A 20,193-nucleotide genomic window follows, 5' to 3' on the forward strand; every position below is an offset into this window, starting at 1 on the left:
ACGCCGCCTCGCGGTCGTCGGCGAGCAGCGCCTTTCCGGCGGGTGTACGCGTCCTCGGTCGGCTCATCGCCGCTTCCGGTCGGACTTCCGTACGACTGGCCATGCGGGCCGGATTCCCCCGGGACCGCATGGCCGCACCACAAACCGCCCGTAATCGACGCAAGCCACCTGTGCGGCGGCTACGACGTCGGCGCCACGGCGCCTACGGGGTCAGACCCGCATCGCCTGCGGCGACTCGCGACGGTCCGCCTCCGGACCCGGGTACTCACGGATGATCTCGTACCGGGTGTTGCGCTCCACCGGGCGGAAGCCCGCGTCCCGGATCAGCTCCAGCAGGTCCTCGCGGCCGAGCTTGTTCGGCGTGCCGTAGTTGTCCGCGTCGTGCGTGATCTTGTACTCGACGACCGAGCCGTCCATGTCGTCCGCGCCGTGCTGGAGCGCGAGCTGCGAGGTCTGCACGCCGTGCATGACCCAGAAGACCTTGACGTGCGGCACGTTGTCGAAGAGCAGCCGGGAGACCGCGAACGTCTTCAGGACGTCCGCGCCGCTCGCCATCGTCGTACGGGCCTGAAGGCGGTTGCGGATCTTGCCGTCCTTCATGTCCTCGAAGTCGTGCTGGTAGCGCAGCGGGATGAAGACCTGGAAGCCGCCGGTCTCGTCCTGGAGCTCACGCAGCCGCAGCACGTGGTCCACACGGTGGCGCGGCTCCTCGATGTGCCCGTACAGCATCGTCGAGGGAGTCTTCAGACCCTTCTCGTGCGCGAGGCGGTGGATCCGCGACCAGTCCTCCCAGTGGGTGCGGTGGTCCACGATGTGCTGGCGGACCTCCCAGTCGAAGATCTCGGCGCCACCGCCGGTCAGCGACTCCAGGCCGGCCTCGATGAGCTCGTCGAGGATGTCGGATGCCGACATGCCCGAGATCGTCTCGAAGTGGTGGATCTCGGTGGCGGTGAACGCCTTCAGCGAGACGTTCGGGAGGGCCTTCTTCAGCTCGCTCAGCGACCGGGGGTAGTAGCGCCATGGGAGGTTGGGGTGGAGCCCGTTGACGATGTGCAGCTCGGTGAGGTTCTCGTTCTCCATCGCCTTGGCGAGCTTGACGGCTTCCTCGATGCGCATCGTGTACGCGTCCTTCTCGCCCGGCTTGCGCTGGAACGAGCAGTACGCGCACGACGCGGTGCACACGTTCGTCATGTTGAGGTGACGGTTGACGTTGAAGTGGACGACGTCGCCGTTCTTGCGCGTACGCACCTCATGGGCGAGGCCGCCCAGCCAGGCCAGGTCGTCGGACTCGTACAGGGCGATGCCGTCCTCGCGGGTCAGCCGCTCACCCGCCCGGACCTTCTGCTCCAGCTCCCGCTTGAGTCCCGCGTCCATCTCCGGCCGCCTCCCATTTGTCTACGAATCAGGCCTCCACCACGGTACGCCTAGGCTTCGTCGGGCAATTCCCCGACCCGGTTCTCCCACTTGGTGGAGAGCACGATGGTGGTACGGGTGCGCGAAACTCCCCGCGTGCCGGACAGCCGCCGGATCGTCTTCTCCAGGCCGTCGACGTCACCCGCCCGGATCTTGAGCATGTACGAGTCGTCGCCCGCGATGAACCAGCAGTCCTCGATCTCCGCCAGATCGCGCAGCCGGCGCGCCACGTCCTCGTGGTCCGCCGCGTCCGAGAGCGAGATGCCGATCAGCGCGGTGACGCCGAGACCCAGCGACTTGGCGTCGACCGTGGCGCGGTAGCCGGTGATGACACCCGCCGCCTCAAGACGGTTGATGCGGTCGGTGACGCTGGGGCCCGAGAGGCCGACGAGCCGGCCGAGTTCGGCGTACGAGGCCCTGCCGTTCTCCCTGAGGGCCTGGATGAGCTGCCTGTCCACGGCGTCCATATGCCTGAAGCCTTCCATTGTTCAGCAATACCGCGAGTTTATGTGTGCCATCTAAGGCGCGCAGGGCTCGACGCCCGGCGAAGTCTTTCAGACGATCAAGGGCTGAGTTCCCGCCGGTCCTGCCGGTCCTGCTGGTCCTGCTGGTCCTTGCGGGAGCCACCTAGCTCCCCTTCCCAGCGGCGGTACAGGCCGTGCGGCACCCCCGCCGCGTCCAGCACCCGGCCCGCGACGAAGTCCACCAGATCCTGGATGTGCGTCGCCCCCGCGTAGAACGCCGGGGAGGCCGGCAGGACCACGGCGCCCGCCTCGTCCAGCGCCACCATGTGCCTGAGGGTCTGCCCGCTCAGCGGCGTCTCTCGCACCGCCACGACCAGCCTGCGTCGCTCCTTGAGCGTCACGCTCGCCACCCGTTGCAGCAGATCCTTCGACAACCCGAGCGCCACGCCCGCCACGCTCGCCGTCGACGCCGGGACGATCAGCATGCCCTTGGCCGGGTACGAGCCCGACGAAGGCCCGGCGGCGAGATCCCCTGCCGCCCAGTACCGCACGTCGCCGACATCGGCCGCGAACGTGTCGGGCTTCCCGTCCGCGCCGCGCGCCAGCCAGGTCCGCAGGTCCTCCTGCCAGTGGGCGTCGCGGAAAGCGATCCCGGTCTCGTCCAGCAGCGTCAGCCGCGAGGCCCGACTGACGACCAGGTCCACGCTCTCGCCCGCGTCCAGCAGCCCGCGCAGCACGGCGGCGGCGTACGGCGTACCCGATGCGCCGGAGACGCCGACGATCCAGGGACGGCGGGGCGGCTGCTGCCCCGGCCGCTGACTGCGTACATGTCCTGACTCCACGTGCCCGACCTTATCCGGGCGCGCGGGAGCGGAACCGAGTCAGGTGCCCGGGACGTTCCACTGACAGGCCGCACCCAGGCCGCGTACCGCAGGGGGATGCCATGCCACCGAGTGCCGTCGACCGGAGCCGGACCCATCCGGCCCGTACCGCCGCCGTGCTGATGCTCGGCTGGGTCGCGCTGCTGTGGGTCCTGGAGGCACTGGATTCCGCGACCGGCGCGCTGGACACGTACGGGCTGAGCCCGCGCGAGTTCGGCGAGCTGCGCGACGTGCTGCCGATGTCGTTCCTGCACCACGGCTTCGACCACGTCGCGTCGAACACCGTGCCGCTGCTGATCCTCGGCTTCCTGGCCGCGCTGGGCGGGATACGCCGCTTCGTCGCCGTGGTCCTCACGATCATGCTCGTCGGCGGCCTCGGGGTCTGGCTCACCGCCCCCGTGTACTCCAACACGGCGGGCGCGTCGGTCGTCGTGTTCGGCCTGCTGGGGTACCTGCTGGTCCGCGGCTTCGTCGACCGCAGCGCGCGCGACATCGTGATCGGCCTGGTGGTCGGAGCGGTCTACGGCTCGCTGCTGTGGGGCGTGCTCCCCACCGACGCCGCCGTCAGCTGGCAGGGCCATCTCTTCGGGCTGATCGGCGGCGTACTGGCCGCGTTCCTCTTCCGGCGGGCACCGAGCGCTCCCGGCCCCGCCTCCCACCTCATACCGTGACGGCTCAGACCGTGAGGCCGCGCACCATCAGATCCAGCAGCGCGCACGCGAACAGCGCGATGCCGATGAAGCCGTTCGTCGAGAAGAACGCCCGGTTGAGGCGGGACAGGTCGTGCGGCTTCACGATCGTGTGCTCGTAGAGGAAGGCCACGGTCACGACCACCAGGCCGGCCCAGAAGAACACCCCGGCGCCGGTGGCCAGCGCGTACCAGACCAGCAGAACCGTCGTCACCGCATGACACACCCGCGCGCCGTACAGCGCGGCCGGGACACCGAAGCGCGCCGGCACGGACTTCACGCCGTGCGCGCGGTCCGCCTGGACGTCCTGGCTGCCGAAGATCAGGTCGAAGCCGCCGATCCAGATGCCGACGGCGAGGCCGAGGATCACCGCGTCCCAGGACCACTCCCCCGTGATGGCCAGCCAGGCACCGACAGGCCCCATGGCCTGGGCGAAGCCGAGAATGGCATGCGGGTAATTCGTGAAGCGCTTCCCGTACGGATATACCACCATCGGGATGACGGCGATCGGGGCCAGCGCCAGACACAGCGGGTTCAGCGCGGCCGCGGCGCCGAGGAAGACCACCACGGCGATGAGCGCACCCGTCCACGCCGACCGCACCGAGACCGCGCCGGTGACGAGCTCGCGGTTGGCGGTGCGGGGGTTACGGGCGTCGAGCTCCCGGTCGATGATCCGGTTGCACGCCATCGCGAACGTTCGCAGCCCGACCATGGCGACGGTCACGAGCAGCAGCTTGCCCCAGTGGATGTTCCGGTCCAGCTGGAACATCGCGGTCAGGGCGGCGATGTACGCGAAGGGCAGCGCGAAGACCGAGTGCTCGATCATCACGAGCCGGAGAAAGGCCTTGGTCCTGCCGGGCTGCGGAACCGCGGCGGCAGCGCTGCTCACAGTCCGTACTCCTTCCACCGACGGTCCACCTTCGACGCCGTACCCGGGTCGGACTCGACCATGTTCGGCCAGCCGCCGTCGCGGGTGTAGCCCTCCTCGGGCAGCTTCTTCGTGGCGTCGAGGCCGGCCTTGCCGCCCCAGAACTGCTGGTACGACGCGTGATCCAGATGGTCCACGGGGCCCTCGACCACGGTGAGGTCACGGGAGTAGTCCACGTTCCCCAGCGCCCGCCAGGCCACCTCGTGGTAGTTGTGCACGTCGCAGTCCTTGTCGACCACGATGATCAGCTTCTCCAGCGACAGCGTGTGCGCGCCCCAGATGGCGTGCATGACCTTCTGCGCGTGCTTCGGGTACTTCTTGTCGATCGCCACGATGACGCAGTTGTGGAAACCGCCCGCCTCCGGCAGGTGGTAGTCCACGATGTCCGGGACGATGATCTTCAACAGAGGCAGGAAGAAACTCTCCGTGGCCCGCCCCAGCGGTCCGTCCTCCGTGGGCGGACGCCCGACCACGATCGACTGGAGCAGCGGACGCCGCCGCATCGTGATCGTATCGATCGTCAGCGCCGGGAAGTCCTCCTGCGGCGTGTAGAACCCGGTGTGATCACCGAAAGGCCCCTCGGGAAGCATCTTCCCGGGCTCCAGCCATCCCTCCAGGACGACCTCCGCCTGGGCCGGGACCTGGAGCGGAACCGTCTTGCAGTCGACCATCTCGATGCGCTTGCCCGACAGGAAGCCCGCGAAGAGGTACTCGTCGATGTCACCCGGCAGCGGAGCCGTCGAGGCGTACGTCACGGCCGGCGGAGCACCGAAGGCGATCGCGACCGGCAGGCGCTCCCCGCGCTGGGCCGCCACCTGGTAGTGGTTCCGGCTGTCCTTGTGGATCTGCCAGTGCATGCCGATGGTGCGCTTGTCGTGCCGCTGCAGCCGGTACAGCCCGAGGTTGCGGATCCCCGACTCCGGGTCCTTGGTGTGCGTCAGCCCCAGATTGAAGAACGATCCGCCGTCCTCGGGCCACGTGAACAGCGCGGGCAGCCGGTCCAGATCAACGTCGTCGCCGGTCAGGACGACCTCATGCACCGGCGCCGCGTCGGACTTGACCTTCTTCGGCGGCACGTGGGCCATCGCCCCGAGCTTGCCGAAGGCCTCCCGCACGCCCACGAAGCCATGCGGAAGCTCGGGCTTCAGGAGCCCGCTGATCCTGTCCGCGATCTCGTCGTACGACTTCAGCCCGAGGGCTTTGAGCAGCCGCCGGTCGGTCCCGAAGACGTTCATCGCCAGGGGCATCGACGAGCCCTTGACGTTCTCGAAGAGAAGCGCCGGACCCCCCGCCTTGTTCACCCGGTCGACGATCTCCCCGACCTCCAGGTAGGGATCGACTTCGGCCTTGATGCGCTTGAGGTCGCCCTCGCGCTCCAGCGCCCGGAGCAGGGAGCGAAGATCGTCGTAAGCCATGCCGTCCAGTATCCGGTACGCACTACGCTTGGCCCGTCACCGGGGCCGCCCACCGCGCCCCGCGGCCCGCGTTCTGGGAGCTTGCCCTCATGCTCAGGTATCTGCCGTTCCTGCTGGTTCTGGCGCTGTGGATCTATGCCTTCATCGACTGCCTGAACACCCCGGAGGAAGAGGTCCGCCACCTGCCCAAGGTGGTGTGGGTGATCATCGTCCTGCTGTTCGGCGAGGTCCTGATCGGCCCCGTCGCCTGGCTCGCGGTCGGCAAGGTGCGCAAGGGAGCCGGGAACGGCGGCTCCGGCAGCACGCCCTCCGCACGGCACCGCGGCCGCAGGAACGACTGGGTCGCCCCGGACGACAACCCCGACTTCCTCAAGTCCCTCAAGGACGAGAACGCCAAGGACGAGTCGCTGATGAAGGACCGGGAAGAGGACCTCCGGCGCCGGGAAGAGGAGCTCAAGCGGCGCGAGGACGGCGGCGCCGGCCCCGAGGACGCTGGTCCGTCGAAGTCCTGACCCGATGACGGCGGGCGTACGGCGCGGCACCGCCCCAGAGCCCCGAAGAATCCCGTCGAGGCCCCACCCCGGCCGAAAACAAACCGACACGGGAGTTCGAAAACCCATGCACACCTCAACTTACGGTAAGTAAGCTGGAGTTGACGTAGCGACACATGTTGCTGGTGCGGGGGGCACTGTGGACAGAGAGCTGTTCGGCCGCGAGGCAGTCCTCGACGGTCTCGCTCCACGGCTCGTCGGTCTGCCACCCCGCGGCTTCCAGAAAGTGCCCTTCGAGCACCGCGACGACCTGCCCGCCGTGGTCCTCACCGGCGGGCGCGGGATGGGCAAGACGGCCGTACTCAAGCGGCTGCACAGCGGATACCGCCAGCGCACACCCATCGCGCTGATCGACTGCGAACGAGCGGAGTTCACCGAGCGGCCCGCCGCCCACGCGCTGTCCTGGTCGCCCGTCACCGAGGCCCTCGCCGAGCTGGGCGAGCAGCTCGCCCCGGCCGTGCACGGCGCCGGGGCCGTGGAGTTCCCCCGGCTCGCCGCCGGCCTGCTGGCCGTCGCGAGTCTCGGCTGGCAGCCGCACGACGACGAGAACATCCTCGCCGAGGGCCTCCGCCTCGGGCTCCTCGTCGAGCCCGGTTCCCGCTGGCGCAACCAGACCCGCAGCTGGCTGACCAAGGTCGTGGCGAAATTCGCCGCGATGGCCTCCGGGGTGGGCCCGGGCCTGGACGTGGTCGTGGAGACCACGGTGGAGTCCCTCCTGGAGGACCTGTTCAACCGGGGCCAGCGCGCCTCAGCCGACTGGTACGGGAACTACCCGGGCGCGGGCGGCAAGGCCAAGCGCGGCCTGACTCTGCTGGCGCTGCACTTCCGGCGCGGCAATGAGCACCGGGTACGCGCCGAGCGCCACCTCGTGGGGGCGCTGCGGGCCGATCTGGACGCCGCCTACCAGGGCATGGGCCGCCTGCGCCGGGTGGGCCGCCCCGTCGTCCTGATCGACAACGCGCAGGCACCGCTCGGCCGCCGGCTGGTCGAGCCCGTGCTCCGCGACCGCGCCGAGGGCAAGCGCGACCATGTGGTGCTCGTCGCGGCCCTGCGCGGCCACGACCACCCCGCCCTGCGTCACGCCGTACGCCGGACCCTGCCGGAGGTCCGGCACGAGCTGGGCTGGCGGCGCGGCCGCGAGATCGCCTCCGGTGCCGTCGCCGTGGAGCTGACCCCGCTCGAACCCGAACACGTCCGCCAGTTCTTCGACCTGACCGACCCCCGCCAGCGCACCCGCCCCCAACTGGCCCGCGCCGTGCACCGGCTGACGGGCGGGCGACCCGTGGGCGTGGACCTGCTGGCGCGGGCCGCCGGACAGGACGTGGACCCGGAGCGGTTCACTCCGGCCTCGCTGCTCGCCGCGCCCGTCACCCTCCGCGAGGACCGGGAGGGCCAGGAAGTGGCCGCCGAACTGCTGGCACGGCTGGTGCCGCCGGCGCGGCTCGACTGGCTCACCGTGCTGGCGCCCGCGCACGACGTGCCGTCGGCGGAAGCGCTGGCGGCCTCCCGGCTGCCGGGCGAGGAGGGGCGTACGGGACTCGCCGCCGTACGGGACGTGCGGACGCTGCTCACCGACGAGCACTGGGCGTCGGCCCCCGGGCACTTCGTGGGCGACCCCTTCCTGCGCACGCTGCTGCTGCACCGCCTGCGGTACGGCGACCGTGACTCCGGCCGGTGGCGGGCCGTGCACCAGACCCTGCGCGACCACTACGGAGACCGGGACGTTCCGCGACGGCTCCACCACGAGCTGGCGCTGGGGGCGACGGAGGGCGCGGTGACGTACCTGCGGGAGACCTTCCCGGCCAGCGACGCCCGCGTCTGGCTGGACGAACTGCGCTTCATCGCGTCGGCACCGCATTTCGACGATCCGGACGTACGCCGGCCCGTGGCCCTGGGCCGGGCCGACGCGTCGGCACCGCCGCCCGGTGCGGACACCACGCTCCATCTGCGCATCCGCCGACTGCTGTTCGCGGTGTGGCAGCTGACCGATCCGCTGGCCCTTCCGGACGACGAGGTGACCGAGAAGATGGGGTACGAGCTCGGGATTCTTTCGGAGCTGCACAGTTCCGGCAACGAAGTCCTCTGGCAGGCGTCCCGCGCCTGGCCGCAGGCCGTGCGCGAGTGGCGCCTGCCGGCCGGCGCGGGCGGGAGCGGGTCATGACCGACTGGTGGAGACGGGTCTTCTGGTTCACGCCCCTGCGCAAGGGGATGACGGTGCTGCTGGTGCTCGCGGTGGTCGCCGGTCTCTCGTACGCCGGCTACCGCATCGCCCATCCGGATCTGTCCTGCGCCGAGGGCGTCTCCCGGCCCGAGGAGGGCGCGGAGTGCGTGGGGGTGTCGGGAGACGGTTACGCCTTCGAGGTGCCGGCGCTGAAGGAGGTCGTCGCCGCGATCAGGAAGGAGAACCAGGGGCTGAAGGCGGGCGAGTACGCGACCGTGGCCGTGATGCTGCCTCTCACCTCGACGGACAGCGGCATGCGCACCAAGGTCCTGCACGAGCTGCAGGGCGCCTTCCTTCAGCAGTACGCGGCCAATCACGACTCCAACGAGCAGGTGCCCAAGATCCGGCTCGTCCTCGCCAACACCGGCAAGGGCAACCAGCACTGGCGCACGACGGTGGGGCGGCTCAAGGAGCTGGTGGACGGGCCCGACAACCTGCGGGCCGTCTCCGGCGTCGCCACCAGCAGCGCCGAGACCAAGGCCGCCGTGAAGGAACTGACCGCCGCCGGCATCCCGGTGATCGGGACCACCATCACGGCCGACGACATAGCCAACGGGCCCGACGGGGACCCTTACCCCGGTCTCGCCCGGGTCTCGCCCACCAACGGCGACGAGGCCCGTGCCATCGCCCAGTTCGGCAAGGTCGAGGCCGAGAAGGCCGTACTGGTCCAGGACACCCGGCCACGCGACCACTACACCGCCACCCTCAGGCAGGCGTTCGCCGATCTGCTCGACGACGCCCCCTACGAGCCGCAGCTGTTCACCTCCCCGCCCGACCCCACGGACGAAGGCACCACCGCCAACACCTTCCGGCAGATCGCGCTGCTGCTCTGCGGCACCCGGGACGCGGACACCGTCTTCTTCGCCGGGCGCCACACCCAGCTGCGGCAGTTCGTGAACGCCCTGGGACAGCGCCCGTGCCAGCACCGGAAGTTCACCGTCCTGACCGGCGACGAGGGGTCCTACCTCGGCGCGGACGCCCGGCTCGACAAGAAGGCCCTGGCCAACAAGGTCGGCGTCCGTTACGCCTCGCTCGCACACCCCGACGCGTGGAAGCAGCCCGGGGCCCCCAGGACGGGCGGGTCCCCGGCGGCGTACAAGGTCTTCACGGACCTGCTCGAGAAGGCCGCCGACCCGGACATCGGGCCCATCGGCAGGACGTCGCTGACGGACGGGCAGGCGATCATCGCCTACGACGCCATGGCCACGGCCGTGCGGGGCATCCGGGAGGCGACCGTGGAGAAGCTGCCGGCGATCCGCGACGTCGTCACCCAGTGGCCGCAGCTGAAGGGACCACTGAAGGTCGAGGGCGCGAGCGGCTGGATCTGCCTGGACAACCACGGGAACCCGTACAACAAGGCGGTGCCGATCGTGGAGCTCGCCAGGGACGGCAGCCAGCGGTTCGTGGAGATCGCCTGGCCCGAGGAGAAGGCGCCGGCTCAGGACTGCCTGCCGCCGGGCGCCTCGTAGGCGGCGTACAGCTCCCGGTAGCGGTCCGGGGTGAAGGACGACCAGTCCTGCGGGCGGCCTTCGAGCGCCTCGGCGAGGTGTTCGAGGTGCTGGTGCCAGCCCGCCAGGCGGCTCAGCCGGTCCGGCTCGCCGGCGGTCGTCACCTCATTGGTGAAGCGCAGCACCGTGCCGTTCGTCGCCCCGGCCGGCGCCACGTGGAACCGGATGCGTCCGTGCCCGGCGACGGTGTACTCGGCCACGTGCTCAAGGTCCCAGGCGGTGACCGTGCCCTCGGCGACCGTGCTCCCGCCGCTGTCGTCGGTGTTCAGCCACCGCAGGGTGACCGCCCCGCCCAGGCGCGGCTCCAGCGGCTCGGCGGCCGCGAGCCACCCCCGCAGGCCGGCAGGGGTGGCGACGACCGGCCAGACCAGGTGCACGGGGCGCGCGAGGTTCAGCGTGAACCGCAGGACGTCCGTGTGTGCGCGGTACTCGATGGTGCCGGGACCGATCACATCCGCCATGCGTCCAGCGTCACCCCGTGCCCGGGCTTTCGCACCCGCTGGGGCGGGGCGTACGGGACCGTCAGACGCCGGCGTACGAGTGCTTGCCGCTCAGGAAGATGTTCACGCCGTAGTAGTTCCACAGCCAGCAGCCGAACGCGAAGAGCGCCAGGTAGGCGGCCTTGCGGCCCTTCCAGCCCGCCGTCGCGCGTGCGTGCAGGTAGCAGGCGTACGCGACCCAGGTGATGAACGACCAGACCTCCTTGGGGTCCCAGCCCCAGTAGCGCCCCCACGCGTCGCCGGCCCAGATCGCGCCCGCGATGATCGTGAACGTCCACAGCGGGAAGACGGCGGCGTTCACGCGGTACGCGAACTTGTCGAGCGAGGCGGCCGCCGGGAGGCGCTCCAGGACGGAGGTCGCGAAGGCGCCCGGCTTGCCGCCGTTCGCGAGCTTCGCCTCGTACGCGTCGCGGAAGAGGTAGAGCAGCGTGCCGACCGCGCCGAGGTAGAACACCGCGCCGCAGAAGATCGCGGTCGAGACGTGGATCCACAGCCAGTACGAATCGAGGGCCGGGACGAGCTGGTCGCTGTCGGTGTAGAGCCACTTGGTGGCGATGCCCAGGTCGAGGAGGACCGTGGTGACCAGCGGGAGGCCGACCCAGCGGACGTCCTTCTTGGCGGCCAGGATCGCGAGGTACACGCCGACGACCACCGTGGAAAAGGTGATCGAGAACTCGTACATGTTGCCCCACGGCGCGCGCTGCACCGACAGGGCGCGGGCCACCACGCCGCCCGCCTCCACGAGGAAGGCGAGCGCCGTCAGGGAGACGGCGACCCGTCCGTAGAGGTCGCCCTTCTCCGTGCCGCCCGCCGCGCCGGGACCGTCCGGCACATCGCGGGTACCGGCCGCGGAGCGGGTGACGACCTTGGGCTTGTCGAGGACCGTCGTGGAGCCCTCGGAGCGGACCGCCACCGCGGGAGCCGCCGCGGTCGCGCCCTGCGCCGTCAGCGCGGCGGCCGTGCGGCCGACCTTGCTGCGGCTGCCGAAGACCCACTCGGCGATGTGCGCGAGGAAGGCCAGCGTGTAGACGGCCATCGACGAATAGATCAGCACATTGCTGATGTTGGCGAGGTTCTCGTTGGTCTCGGCCGCGAGATTCACGCGCGGACTCCTTCGACAGGTTCAGCGGGATCAGGTGCCGTCGGCGCCTGTGAATTGAGCGTTGCGGCCAGGTCGGCCAGTTCCTCGGGGAGCTTCGAGGACTCACTGCGGCCGAGTCCGGCCATCTCGACGACGGTGACGCCGTCCTTGCCCCGTACCGCCCGGACCCAGATCCGGCGGCGCTGGATGAACAGCGATCCGGCGAGCCCCGCGATGGCCGCGACGGCGCCCACGAGCGCGGGCACGTTGCCGGGCTGCTGCGAGATCTGGAAGGTCGCCCACTCCTTCACGTCCTTCTCGAACGTGATGGAGCCCGCGCCGTCCGGCAGCTTCATGGTCTCGCCCGGCAGCAGCCGCTGCTTGAGGTCGGCGCCCTGCGCGTCCTTGAACGCCTTCATCTTGCGCTTGTCGAGCTGGTACACGTTCTGCGGCAGGCCCGCGTCCACACCGAGGCTGCCGTGGAACGCGTTGAGCGCGAGGACGGGGAAGTCGAGACCCGGGTACTGGGAGAGCATCGTGCCCTTGCCGGCACCCGCGAACGTCGGCACGAAGAACGCCTGGAAGCCCAGCTGCTCCTTCTTGCCGGCCTTGTCGCGGTAGCCGTCCATCACCTTGATCGCGCCGGAGGAGGTGACGTTGGAGTCCATCGGCAGCAGCGGCACGGCGCCCGAGTAGACCGTCCTGCCCTTGCCGTCCTTGACGGTGACGACCGGGGCGTACCCGTGGCCGATGAGGTAGACCTTCGAGCCGTCGGCCTCGAGCGGCTTGTTCACCTCGATCGTGGTCTTCTTCTCGGCGCCGTCCGCCCCCTCGGCGTACGTCACATGGGCCTCGTACGTGCGGGGGGTGCCGCGCTGAGGGCCGGTGCGCTCGTACGTCCCGACGAACTTGTCCAGCTTGAAGCTGAACGGCGCCAGGTCGTGGTCCCGGTCGAAGAGCGATCCGGACTTGAAGTCGTCGTACTGCGTGAGGGTGTTCGCGAAGCCGCCGCCCTCGACGACCAGCTTGCCGCCCTCGGACTTGAAGAGCTGCCCGGTGGCGAACGACACCAGCATCACGATGAGCGCGATGTGGAAGATGAGGTTTCCGGCCTCGCGCAGGTAGCCCTTCTCGGCGGCGACCGCGTCCCCGGAGGGGGTCACTCCGCGCTCGAGCGAAGCCGAGAGCTTGGGGGTGTGCGCCCGGAAGCGGCGCTGCCGCAGCATCGCCAGCGCGGCCTCACGGACCTGCTCGGGCTCCGTCTCCGTACGCCAGGTCGTGTACGCCGGAAGTCGCGTCAGGCGGCCGGGCGCGCCCGGCGGGCGGCTGCGGAGCTGGCCGACGAACTGCCAGGTGCGGGGCACGATGCAGCCGATGAGCGAGACGAAGAGAAGGATGTAGATCGCGGAGAACCACACCGAGCTGTAGACGTCGAAGAGCCCGAGATCGTCGTAGAGCGGCGCGAGCGTCTCGTGGGCGGCCCTGAACTCCTCGACCTTCGTCTCGTCGACGCCGGTCTGCGGGATGAGCGATCCGGGGATCGCGCCCAGGGAGAGGAGGAAGAGGAGGATGAGCGCGACCCTCATCGACGTCAGCTGCCGCCAGAACCAGCGCACCCAGCCGGTCGTCTCCCGCCACGCCCAGGCGAGGCGGCCGGCCGCGCCGGGCCGCATCACACCGCCGAAGGAGCCGGGGACGGCCCGCTCCTGGGGGGCGGTGGAGAGCTGGGCGCCGGCTTCGCCGAGTTCCCGCTCCTCTGCGGCGGTGGTCGCCTCGTCCGTCGTCTCGGTCTTGCTCATGAACTCAGATCCCCACCGTGAAGCCTTGGGTCCAGCCCTGCATGTCCTGGACGATGCCGTTCCACACCCCTGTGACCAGCAGCAGGCCTGTCACGATCATCATCACGCCGCCGATGCGCATCACCCAGACGTAGTGCTTCTTGACCCAGGCGAACGCACCGAGCGCCCGCCGGAAGGCCATCGCTGCGAGCACGAAGGGCACGCCGAGGCCGAGGCAGTACGCGACGGTCAGTATCGCCCCGCGGCCCGCGCTCCCCTCGCTCATCGCCAGGGACTGCACCGCGCCGAGCGTCGGACCGGTGCACGGCGCCCAGCCGATGCCGAAGAGCGCGCCCAGCAGGGGCGCGCCCGCCAGGCCGGCCGACGGCCGCTTGTGGAAGCGGAACTCGCGCTGGGTGATCCAGGGCATCAGCCCCATGAAGAAGACACCCATGAGGATCATCAGCCCGCCGAGCACCAGGGAGAGCGTCTCCTGGTGCTCCTGGAGCGTCGAACCGAAGTAACCGAAGAGCGCCCCGGTCGAGACGAAGACGGCGGTGAAGCCGAGCACGAAGAGCGTCGCGCCACCGACCATCCGGCCGCGCTTCGCCTCCGCCAGGTCGGTGCCGCTGATTCCGGTGACGTACGACAGATAGCCCGGTACGAGCGGCAGCACGCACGGCGAGAAGAACGAGACGAGACCGGCGGCGACGGCGATCGGCAGCGCGAGTATCAGGGCACCGCTCAGAACCGTCGGGTTCGGATCAGTGATCGCGGCGGCGAGAAAGCTCACTGGGTCACTTCTCCGCGATCAACGGGTCGATCATCTGGTGCAGCTTCTTCTCATTGAGGGCCATCAGCGAGCGGGCCGCGATCTTGCCCTCGCGGTCGATCACAATCGTCGACGGAATGGCCTGCGGATTCAGGCTGCCCTTGGGAAAGCGGAGAACCAGCTTGCCGATCGGGTCGTAGAAGCTGGGATAGGTGATGCCCCACTCCTCTTCGAACTTGACCGCGGGCCCCTTGGAGTCGTCGCGGGTGTTGATCCCGACGAACTCGACTCCCTTGTCCTTCGTCTCCTCGGCGACCTTCGCGAAATTCGGCGCCTCGGCCCGGCAGGGCGAACACCACGAACCCCAGACGTTCAGGACAACGACCTTGCCCTTGAAGTCGTCGATGTCGAGCTTCTCGCCCTCGAGGGTCTCCCCGTCGAGCTTCGGGGCGTCCTGGCGCTCGCCCTTGGCGACCGTGGAGATGCCGCCGCTGCCGGTCACGAACTTGGCGCCGCTCGACCCCGAGGACGTGGCACCGTCGCCGCCGCACGCGGCAAGGGTCAGTGCGCCTGCCACCGCGACAGCGGCCGCCGACGCGGCGCGGCAGGTGCGGTTCGAGCGGCGGCGGGGGACGCGGCTAAGGCTCATGTGAAAAGTTTCGCATGAGCGTTCCAGGGATCTTCCGCGCCCCCCATGGTGCCCGTAAAGCCCCTTGTCAAGACGCCTTAAGGAAAGTCTTCCAGCCGCCTGCCGGGGACTGTCCGACTTCGAGGGAACGCAGCTTGGCGAGCAGCTTCGGGTCCTGCACGTCGAGCCAGTCGCAGAACTGCCGGAAGGAGACCAGGCGTACGTCCTTCTTGCCCGCCATGCCCTTGAGCGCGTCCTCGACGGCGTCCATGTAGATTCCGCCGTTCCACTGCTCGAAGTGGTTGCCTATGAAGAAGGGCGCGCGATTGCCTTCGTAGGCCCGCCGGAAACCGGAGAGATAGGCCTCGGTGGCCTGCTTCTTCCAGCCGGGGTAGCGCGACGGCACGCCCTGGGTGGAATTCTTAGACTGGTTGGCGAGGATGTTGTAGTCCATCGACAGCACCTCGAAGGAATGGCCCGGGAACGGCATGGCCTGGAGCGGCAGGTCCCACAGCCCCTTGCGCTTGACCGGCCACATCTGGCGGCCGCCGGGTGAGCTGGCGTCGTAGCGCCAGCCGAGCTTCTTCGCCGTCGGCAGCAGGTTGTCCTGGCCGAGGAGGCAGGGGGTGCGGCCGCCGACGAGTTCCTTCTCGTAGTCGAAGGGCAGCGGATCGAGGTCGGTCCAGCCGCTGTTGGTCTTCCACTCGGTGACGAAGGACTTGGCCTGGGCCGTCTCGTTCTCCCACTGGGCGGGTGTCCAGTTGCCGACGGTGCCGGAGCCGGCGCAGAAGTGGCCGTTGAAGTGGGTGCCTATCTCGTGGCCCTCGAGCCAGGCCTGGCGGACGTACTTGAGCGTGTCCTTGATGTGGCCGTCGGTGAGGTAGCCGATGTCGGAGGCGCCGACGGGGTTGTTCGGCGGCTTGTAGAGGCTCTTCTTCGACTCGGGGAGGAGGTAGAGCCCGGAGAGGAAGAAGGTCATCGCCGCGTCGTGGTCCTCGGCGAGCTTGAGGAAGCGCGGGAACAGGCCGTTGCCGACCTCACCCGCCCCGTCCCAGGAGAAGATCACGAACTGCGGCGGGGTCTCGCCGGGCTGGAGCGGGACGGGCTTGTCGGGCTGGTTGGGCTGCTTGCCGGTGTCGGCCGTCGAGCCGTCGCCGATCAGCCGTACGTCGTCACCCGTCTTGCTGGGCGACGGCGTACCGCCGCCCTTGCCGCCGCCGCCCGCACCCGGCTCCGTCGGACCTGAGGGGCCGCAGCCGGCTATGCCGACCGCGGCCGCTGCTCCGAGTCCCAGTCCGAGCAGACCCCTTCGACTCATGTCCCGCATAACCGTCGCCCCATCCGCGCTTGTCTTCCCCGTTGGCGTCCGCCGGTCATACAAACGGACAACAGGTAAGAGGCGGTGGTGTGGACACGGGTTCCGGCAACCGGAGCATTTCTGCCAGTGGTGGCCGAAACGAAATGGGGACTAGGCGCCGAATGCCTTCGCGCGGCCCTTCACCGGCTTGGCACCGCCCAGCAGATGCGCCGGTACGAGATCGCGGGCCGGCTCGCTGTAGCCGACGGACACGATCTTGTCGCCCTCGAAGGTGAAGGAGGTGAGCGAAGCGAGCGTGCACTGCCGCTTGCGCGGGTCGTGCCACAGCCGGCGCCGCTCCACGAAGCTGCGCAGCGTCCAGATCGGCAGCTGATGGCTGACGGCGACCGCCTCGTGCCCGCGCGCCGCGTCGCGCGCGGCGGTCAGGGCGCCCATCATCCGTACGACCTGCTCGATGTACGGCTCACCCCACGACGGCTGGAACGGATTCGTCAGGTGCTTCCAGTTCGCGGGCCTGCGCAGCGCGCCGTCCCCGACCCCGAAGGTCTTGCCCTCGAAGACGTTGCCCGCCTCGATCAGCCGCTCGTCGGTGGCCAGGTCCAGCCCCTGCGCCTTGGCGATCGGCGTCGCGGTCTCCTGGGCGCGCTCCAGCGGCGAGGAGACGACGTGGGTGATGTCGCGACCCGCGAGGTGCTCGGCGACCCGGTCGGCCATCTGCCGGCCGAGCTCGGAGAGGTGGTATCCGGACCGGCGCCCGTACAGCACCCCGTCCGGATTGTGCACTTCGCCGTGCCGCACCACGTGGACGACGGTGGTCTCGCTCATGCGGTGGCCTCCGCTGCGGCACGGGCGGCGGCGGGCAGCGCGGCGGCGATGCGCTCGACGGCCCGTGCGTCGTGGGCGGTCGACACGAACCAGGACTCGAAGGCGGACGGCGGCAGGTACACGCCGTCCGCCAGCATCGAGTGGAAGAAGGCGTTGAAGCGGAAAGCTTCCTGCTTCCGCGCGTCGTCGTAGTTGCGCACTTCGTCGGCCGTGAAGAACACGGAGAACATGTTGCTGGCCGTCTGGAGGCGGTGCGCGACACCTTCCTTGGTGAGCGCCGCCGTGACCAGCTCCTGGATCTCCGTCGACACCGCGTCGACCATCGCGTACGCCGCGTCGTCGAGCAGCCGCAGCTGCGCCAGACCGGCGGCGGTCGCGACCGGGTTCCCCGAGAGGGTGCCCGCCTGGTAAACGGGGCCGGCCGGCGCGAGGTGCGCCATGACGTCCTGACGGCCGCCGAAGGCCGCGGCCGGGAAGCCGCCGCCCATGACCTTGCCGAAGGTCATGAGGTCGGGCGCCACACCGTCGACGCCGTACCAGCCGGCCTTCGACGTACGGAAGCCGGTCATGACCTCGTCGGAGATGTAGAGCGCGCCGTCGGCCTGGCACAGGGCCTTGAGCCCGGCGTTGAAGCCGTCGGCCGGCGGGACGACGCCCATGTTGCCGGGCGACGCCTCGGTGATGACGCAGGCGATCTCGCCCGGGTGCGCGGCGAAGGCGGCCCGCACGGCGTCGAGATCGTTGTACGGCAGGACGATCGTGTCGCCGGCCTGCGCGCCCGTCACGCCGGGCGTGTCCGGCAGCGCGAACGTCGCGAGGCCCGATCCGGCGGCGGCGAGGAGCGCGTCGACGTGGCCGTGGTAGCAGCCGGCGAACTTCACGACCTTGGCGCGGCCGGTGAAGCCGCGGGCGAGGCGGATGGCCGACATGGTGGCCTCGGTGCCGCTGGAGACCAGCCTCACCTGCTCGACCGGCGTGATCCTGGCGACGATCTCCTCGGCGAGCGCGACCTCGCCCTCACCGGGCGTACCGAAGGAGGTGCCGCGGGCGACGGCCTCCTGAACTGCGGCGATGACCTCGGGGTGGGAGTGGCCGAGGATCATCGGCCCCCACGAGCACACGAGGTCGACGTACTCACGGCCGTCGGCATCGGTGAGGTACGGACCGGAACCGGACACCATGAACCGGGGCGTACCGCCCACGGCGCGGAATGCGCGGACCGGAGAGTTCACGCCGCCGGGCGTCACGAGGGACGCGCGGTCGAAAAGCGTCTGCGAAACTGGGGCGTCATAGGGGAAGCTCACACAAGCCATGGTGTCAGAGGCTCCGACGGACTTGCGGACTGGTGTTTCGCCGCACGGGCGTGGGGGAGGTCACTGACACGATGATCGGGTTGCGCGGCTGTGGCCGCGAGTGGTCGGGTGGAGATATGCATCGCGGTGGCGGAGTGGGCGAGGGGACCGACGACCTGGGTCCCGAGCGGGCCCAGGGCGGCCGGCATCGGCGTGAGCGCGAGCGGGGACGCGGGGCGAGGGCGGACAAGCGCGAGGCGAAGACGAGCGCGGACACGGGAAACAGGAGTGGCCGGGTGGGGGTGACCTACAAGTACTTCGGCGCTCCGAACGGAGCCACTGCGGCCCGCGTGCCCATCTCGATGCGCCCGGAGGAGCTGGGCGGCGACGAGCTCGGCATGGGCGGCATGTTCACGAAGATCAAGCCGGAGACGGTGGCCGCGATGGTGCTGACCGGTATCGAGGGCATACCTCTGCACAAGGTCCCGCCGCTCGAACTGGTCGTGCTCCACCCCGACTACGCGGTCGTCAAACTTCCCATGACGGTCGTCGACCCGCTGCGCGGCATCGGCGAGGAGTCGGTGGGCGCGGCGGCCTTCATCTGGTCGACGGTTCCGGACCGGGGCGGGCCGCGCGACGCGTTCAACGTCTACCAGCTGCTGCACGAGTGGCAGGACTTCAGTCACCGCCTGCACGAGGCGGGCCACCAGCCGTACTGCCTGGTCTGGCCCTGACCCGGGGGTGAGCCCTCGATCAAAGGTCGGTCCTGCCCTGTCCGGCAGATGATCTTCAGAATGCGCCCCGGCGTGCCGATGCATCGAGCATCGACGCTGAAGGAGGCCCGCCATGGGCGACATTCTGACGGCCCTGGCCCCACCCGCCCTGTTGTGCGCCAGTGGCATCTACGCCGCGTGTTCCTGCTGGTGGCGGCGGATGCACCCGGCCCCGCCGCCGTACTCGCAGAGCGCCGCCCGGCTCGCGGAACTCGACCTGATGGCGGTCACCGAGGGCATCATCAGGGAGTCCTGGGCGGAGCTGGAGGAGCTCTACCGCACCGCCCCTGCGTCCGACCCCCGGGCGAAATCGCACCCATGACGCCGTGACGCCGGGACCGCCCACCGGCGCCCATGGGCGGGAAAGCCCTGGATACGGCGTACGCCCCAATGGCATGCTGGCGGCGTGAACGGACCGGAGATCCACCTCAGCGTCGCCCCCGAACTGCACCTGTTCGTGGCGTCGGAGCGGCGTGGCGGGCGTACGGCTCTGACCACGGACGGAGCCTCGACGCTGGGCCATGTCGTCGAGTCGCTCGGCATCCCGCTCACCGAGGCGGGACTCCTGCTCGTCGACGGCCGCGAGGTCCCGGTGTCTCACATCCCGGCAGCGGGCGAGAGCGTCGAAGTGCGCGCGGTGCAGCGGCCGCAGCAGGTGCCGGGGGCGCCGTTGCGCTTCCTCCTCGACGTGCACCTGGGCACGCTCGCGCGGCGGCTGCGGCTGCTCGGCGTCGACGCCGCGTACTTCAGCGAGGACATCGGCGACCCGGCCCTCGCCGCCTACTCCGCCCGCGACCGGCGCGTACTGCTGTCCCGGGACCGGGGGCTGCTGCGGCGCCGCGAATTGTGGGCCGGTGCGTACGTCTACAGCGACCGCCCCAAGGAGCAGCTCGACGACGTGCTGAGCCGGTTCGCGCCCGCGCTCGCGCCCTGGACGCGCTGCGTGGCCTGCAACGGCGATCTCCGGGACGCCACGAAGGAGTCGGTCAGCGGCCTCCTCGAAGACGGCACGGAACGCTCGTACGACGTCTTCGCCCAGTGCACGGCGTGCGAGCGCGTCTACTGGAACGGCGCACATCACTCGAGCCTGCAGACGATCGTCGAGGACGCCCTGCGCACGTACGGCGACGCACAGGCGCAGCGACAGGTCTCCTGA

20 protein-coding genes are annotated in these 20,193 nt (G+C 70.0%); 7 read left to right on the forward strand and 13 right to left on the reverse strand.

What is annotated here, in order from left to right; translation table 11 throughout:
- Positions 1 to 210: 210 nt before the first annotated feature.
- From mqnE to ACWIHY_RS17440, 3 genes are all read right to left on the reverse strand, one after another.
- The gene (gene mqnE / locus ACWIHY_RS17430; protein ID WP_454376496.1) at positions 211 to 1,374 is read right to left on the reverse strand and encodes an aminofutalosine synthase MqnE; all 1,164 of its coding nucleotides are present in this window, start codon (positions 1,372 to 1,374) and stop codon (positions 211 to 213) included.
- 50 nt (positions 1,375 to 1,424) lie between these two features.
- Positions 1,425 to 1,880: an Lrp/AsnC family transcriptional regulator gene (locus ACWIHY_RS17435; RefSeq protein ID WP_454376497.1), complete on the reverse strand. Its 456-nt coding sequence runs from the start codon at positions 1,878 to 1,880 to the stop codon at positions 1,425 to 1,427.
- Positions 1,881 to 1,975: 95 nt separating this feature from the next.
- Complete coding sequence (locus ACWIHY_RS17440) at positions 1,976 to 2,719, reverse strand: UbiX family flavin prenyltransferase (RefSeq protein WP_454376498.1); 744 nt, start codon at positions 2,717 to 2,719, stop codon at positions 1,976 to 1,978.
- Between the two features lie 101 nt (positions 2,720 to 2,820).
- Between ACWIHY_RS17440 and ACWIHY_RS17445 the strand changes: the two genes are divergently transcribed.
- On the forward strand, positions 2,821 to 3,429 hold the full coding sequence (locus ACWIHY_RS17445) for a rhomboid family intramembrane serine protease (protein ID WP_454376499.1): 609 nt from the start codon (positions 2,821 to 2,823) through the stop codon (positions 3,427 to 3,429).
- 4 nt (positions 3,430 to 3,433) lie between these two features.
- On the opposite strand, the gene mqnP is transcribed toward ACWIHY_RS17445, so the two are convergent.
- On the reverse strand, positions 3,434 to 4,336 hold the full coding sequence (gene mqnP / locus ACWIHY_RS17450; RefSeq protein ID WP_454376500.1) for a menaquinone biosynthesis prenyltransferase MqnP: 903 nt from the start codon (positions 4,334 to 4,336) through the stop codon (positions 3,434 to 3,436).
- Positions 4,333 to 5,790 (reverse strand): menaquinone biosynthesis decarboxylase, encoded by a 1,458-nt coding sequence (locus ACWIHY_RS17455; protein WP_454376501.1) that lies wholly within the window; start codon positions 5,788 to 5,790, stop codon positions 4,333 to 4,335. Before ACWIHY_RS17455 ends, mqnP begins: the two co-directional genes overlap by 4 nt.
- 89 nt (positions 5,791 to 5,879) lie before the next feature.
- Between ACWIHY_RS17455 and ACWIHY_RS17460 the strand changes: the two genes are divergently transcribed.
- From ACWIHY_RS17460 to ACWIHY_RS17470, 3 genes are all read left to right on the forward strand, one after another.
- Positions 5,880 to 6,302 carry a PLD nuclease N-terminal domain-containing protein gene (locus ACWIHY_RS17460; RefSeq protein WP_454376502.1) on the forward strand — a complete coding sequence of 141 codons (423 nt, stop codon included), beginning with the start codon at positions 5,880 to 5,882 and terminating at the stop codon, positions 6,300 to 6,302.
- A gap of 178 nt (positions 6,303 to 6,480) precedes the next feature.
- On the forward strand, positions 6,481 to 8,502 hold the full coding sequence (locus ACWIHY_RS17465; protein WP_454376503.1) for a hypothetical protein: 2,022 nt from the start codon (positions 6,481 to 6,483) through the stop codon (positions 8,500 to 8,502).
- Positions 8,499 to 10,031 (forward strand): ABC transporter substrate-binding protein, encoded by a 1,533-nt coding sequence (locus ACWIHY_RS17470; protein WP_454376504.1) that lies wholly within the window; start codon positions 8,499 to 8,501, stop codon positions 10,029 to 10,031. Before ACWIHY_RS17465 ends, ACWIHY_RS17470 begins: the two co-directional genes overlap by 4 nt.
- Here ACWIHY_RS17470 and ACWIHY_RS17475 read toward each other — a convergent pair.
- From ACWIHY_RS17475 to hemL, 8 genes are all read right to left on the reverse strand, one after another.
- A complete protein-coding gene (locus ACWIHY_RS17475) occupies positions 10,001 to 10,531 on the reverse strand; it encodes an SRPBCC domain-containing protein (RefSeq protein WP_454376505.1) in 531 nt (176 codons plus the stop codon). The genes ACWIHY_RS17470 and ACWIHY_RS17475 overlap by 31 nt on opposite strands.
- Positions 10,532 to 10,592: 61 nt before the next feature.
- Positions 10,593 to 11,672: a c-type cytochrome biogenesis protein CcsB gene (gene ccsB / locus ACWIHY_RS17480; protein WP_454376506.1), complete on the reverse strand. Its 1,080-nt coding sequence runs from the start codon at positions 11,670 to 11,672 to the stop codon at positions 10,593 to 10,595.
- Positions 11,669 to 13,450 carry a cytochrome c biogenesis protein ResB gene (gene resB, locus ACWIHY_RS17485; RefSeq protein WP_454376507.1) on the reverse strand — a complete coding sequence of 594 codons (1,782 nt, stop codon included), beginning with the start codon at positions 13,448 to 13,450 and terminating at the stop codon, positions 11,669 to 11,671. Before resB ends, ccsB begins: the two co-directional genes overlap by 4 nt.
- A 4-nt stretch (positions 13,451 to 13,454) precedes the next feature.
- Positions 13,455 to 14,222 carry a cytochrome c biogenesis CcdA family protein gene (locus ACWIHY_RS17490; protein WP_454376508.1) on the reverse strand — a complete coding sequence of 256 codons (768 nt, stop codon included), beginning with the start codon at positions 14,220 to 14,222 and terminating at the stop codon, positions 13,455 to 13,457.
- Between the two features lie 4 nt (positions 14,223 to 14,226).
- A complete protein-coding gene (locus ACWIHY_RS17495) occupies positions 14,227 to 14,850 on the reverse strand; it encodes a TlpA family protein disulfide reductase (RefSeq protein WP_454376509.1) in 624 nt (207 codons plus the stop codon).
- 67 nt (positions 14,851 to 14,917) lie between these two features.
- Positions 14,918 to 16,156: a hypothetical protein gene (locus tag ACWIHY_RS17500; protein ID WP_454376510.1), complete on the reverse strand. Its 1,239-nt coding sequence runs from the start codon at positions 16,154 to 16,156 to the stop codon at positions 14,918 to 14,920.
- A 141-nt stretch (positions 16,157 to 16,297) separates the two neighbouring features.
- Complete coding sequence (locus ACWIHY_RS17505) at positions 16,298 to 16,972, reverse strand: histidine phosphatase family protein (RefSeq protein ID WP_454376511.1); 675 nt, start codon at positions 16,970 to 16,972, stop codon at positions 16,298 to 16,300.
- The gene (gene hemL / locus ACWIHY_RS17510) at positions 16,969 to 18,285 is read right to left on the reverse strand and encodes a glutamate-1-semialdehyde 2,1-aminomutase (RefSeq protein ID WP_454376512.1); all 1,317 of its coding nucleotides are present in this window, start codon (positions 18,283 to 18,285) and stop codon (positions 16,969 to 16,971) included. The genes ACWIHY_RS17505 and hemL overlap by 4 nt, the downstream gene beginning before the upstream one ends.
- Positions 18,286 to 18,401: 116 nt before the next feature.
- Between hemL and ACWIHY_RS17515 the strand changes: the two genes are divergently transcribed.
- The 3 genes from ACWIHY_RS17515 to ACWIHY_RS17525 all read left to right on the forward strand — a co-directional run bounded on the left by ACWIHY_RS17515 (position 18,402) and on the right by ACWIHY_RS17525 (position 20,193).
- Positions 18,402 to 18,998, forward strand: coding sequence for a hypothetical protein (locus tag ACWIHY_RS17515; protein WP_454376513.1), 597 nt, complete (start codon positions 18,402 to 18,404; stop codon positions 18,996 to 18,998).
- Between the two features lie 112 nt (positions 18,999 to 19,110).
- A complete protein-coding gene (locus tag ACWIHY_RS17520) occupies positions 19,111 to 19,359 on the forward strand; it encodes a hypothetical protein (RefSeq protein ID WP_454376514.1) in 249 nt (82 codons plus the stop codon).
- An 84-nt stretch (positions 19,360 to 19,443) separates the two neighbouring features.
- Positions 19,444 to 20,193, forward strand: coding sequence for a Mut7-C RNAse domain-containing protein (locus ACWIHY_RS17525; protein WP_454376515.1), 750 nt, complete (start codon positions 19,444 to 19,446; stop codon positions 20,191 to 20,193).

The sequence above is a fragment of the Streptomyces sp. NPDC055287 genome, from assembly GCF_053646035.1.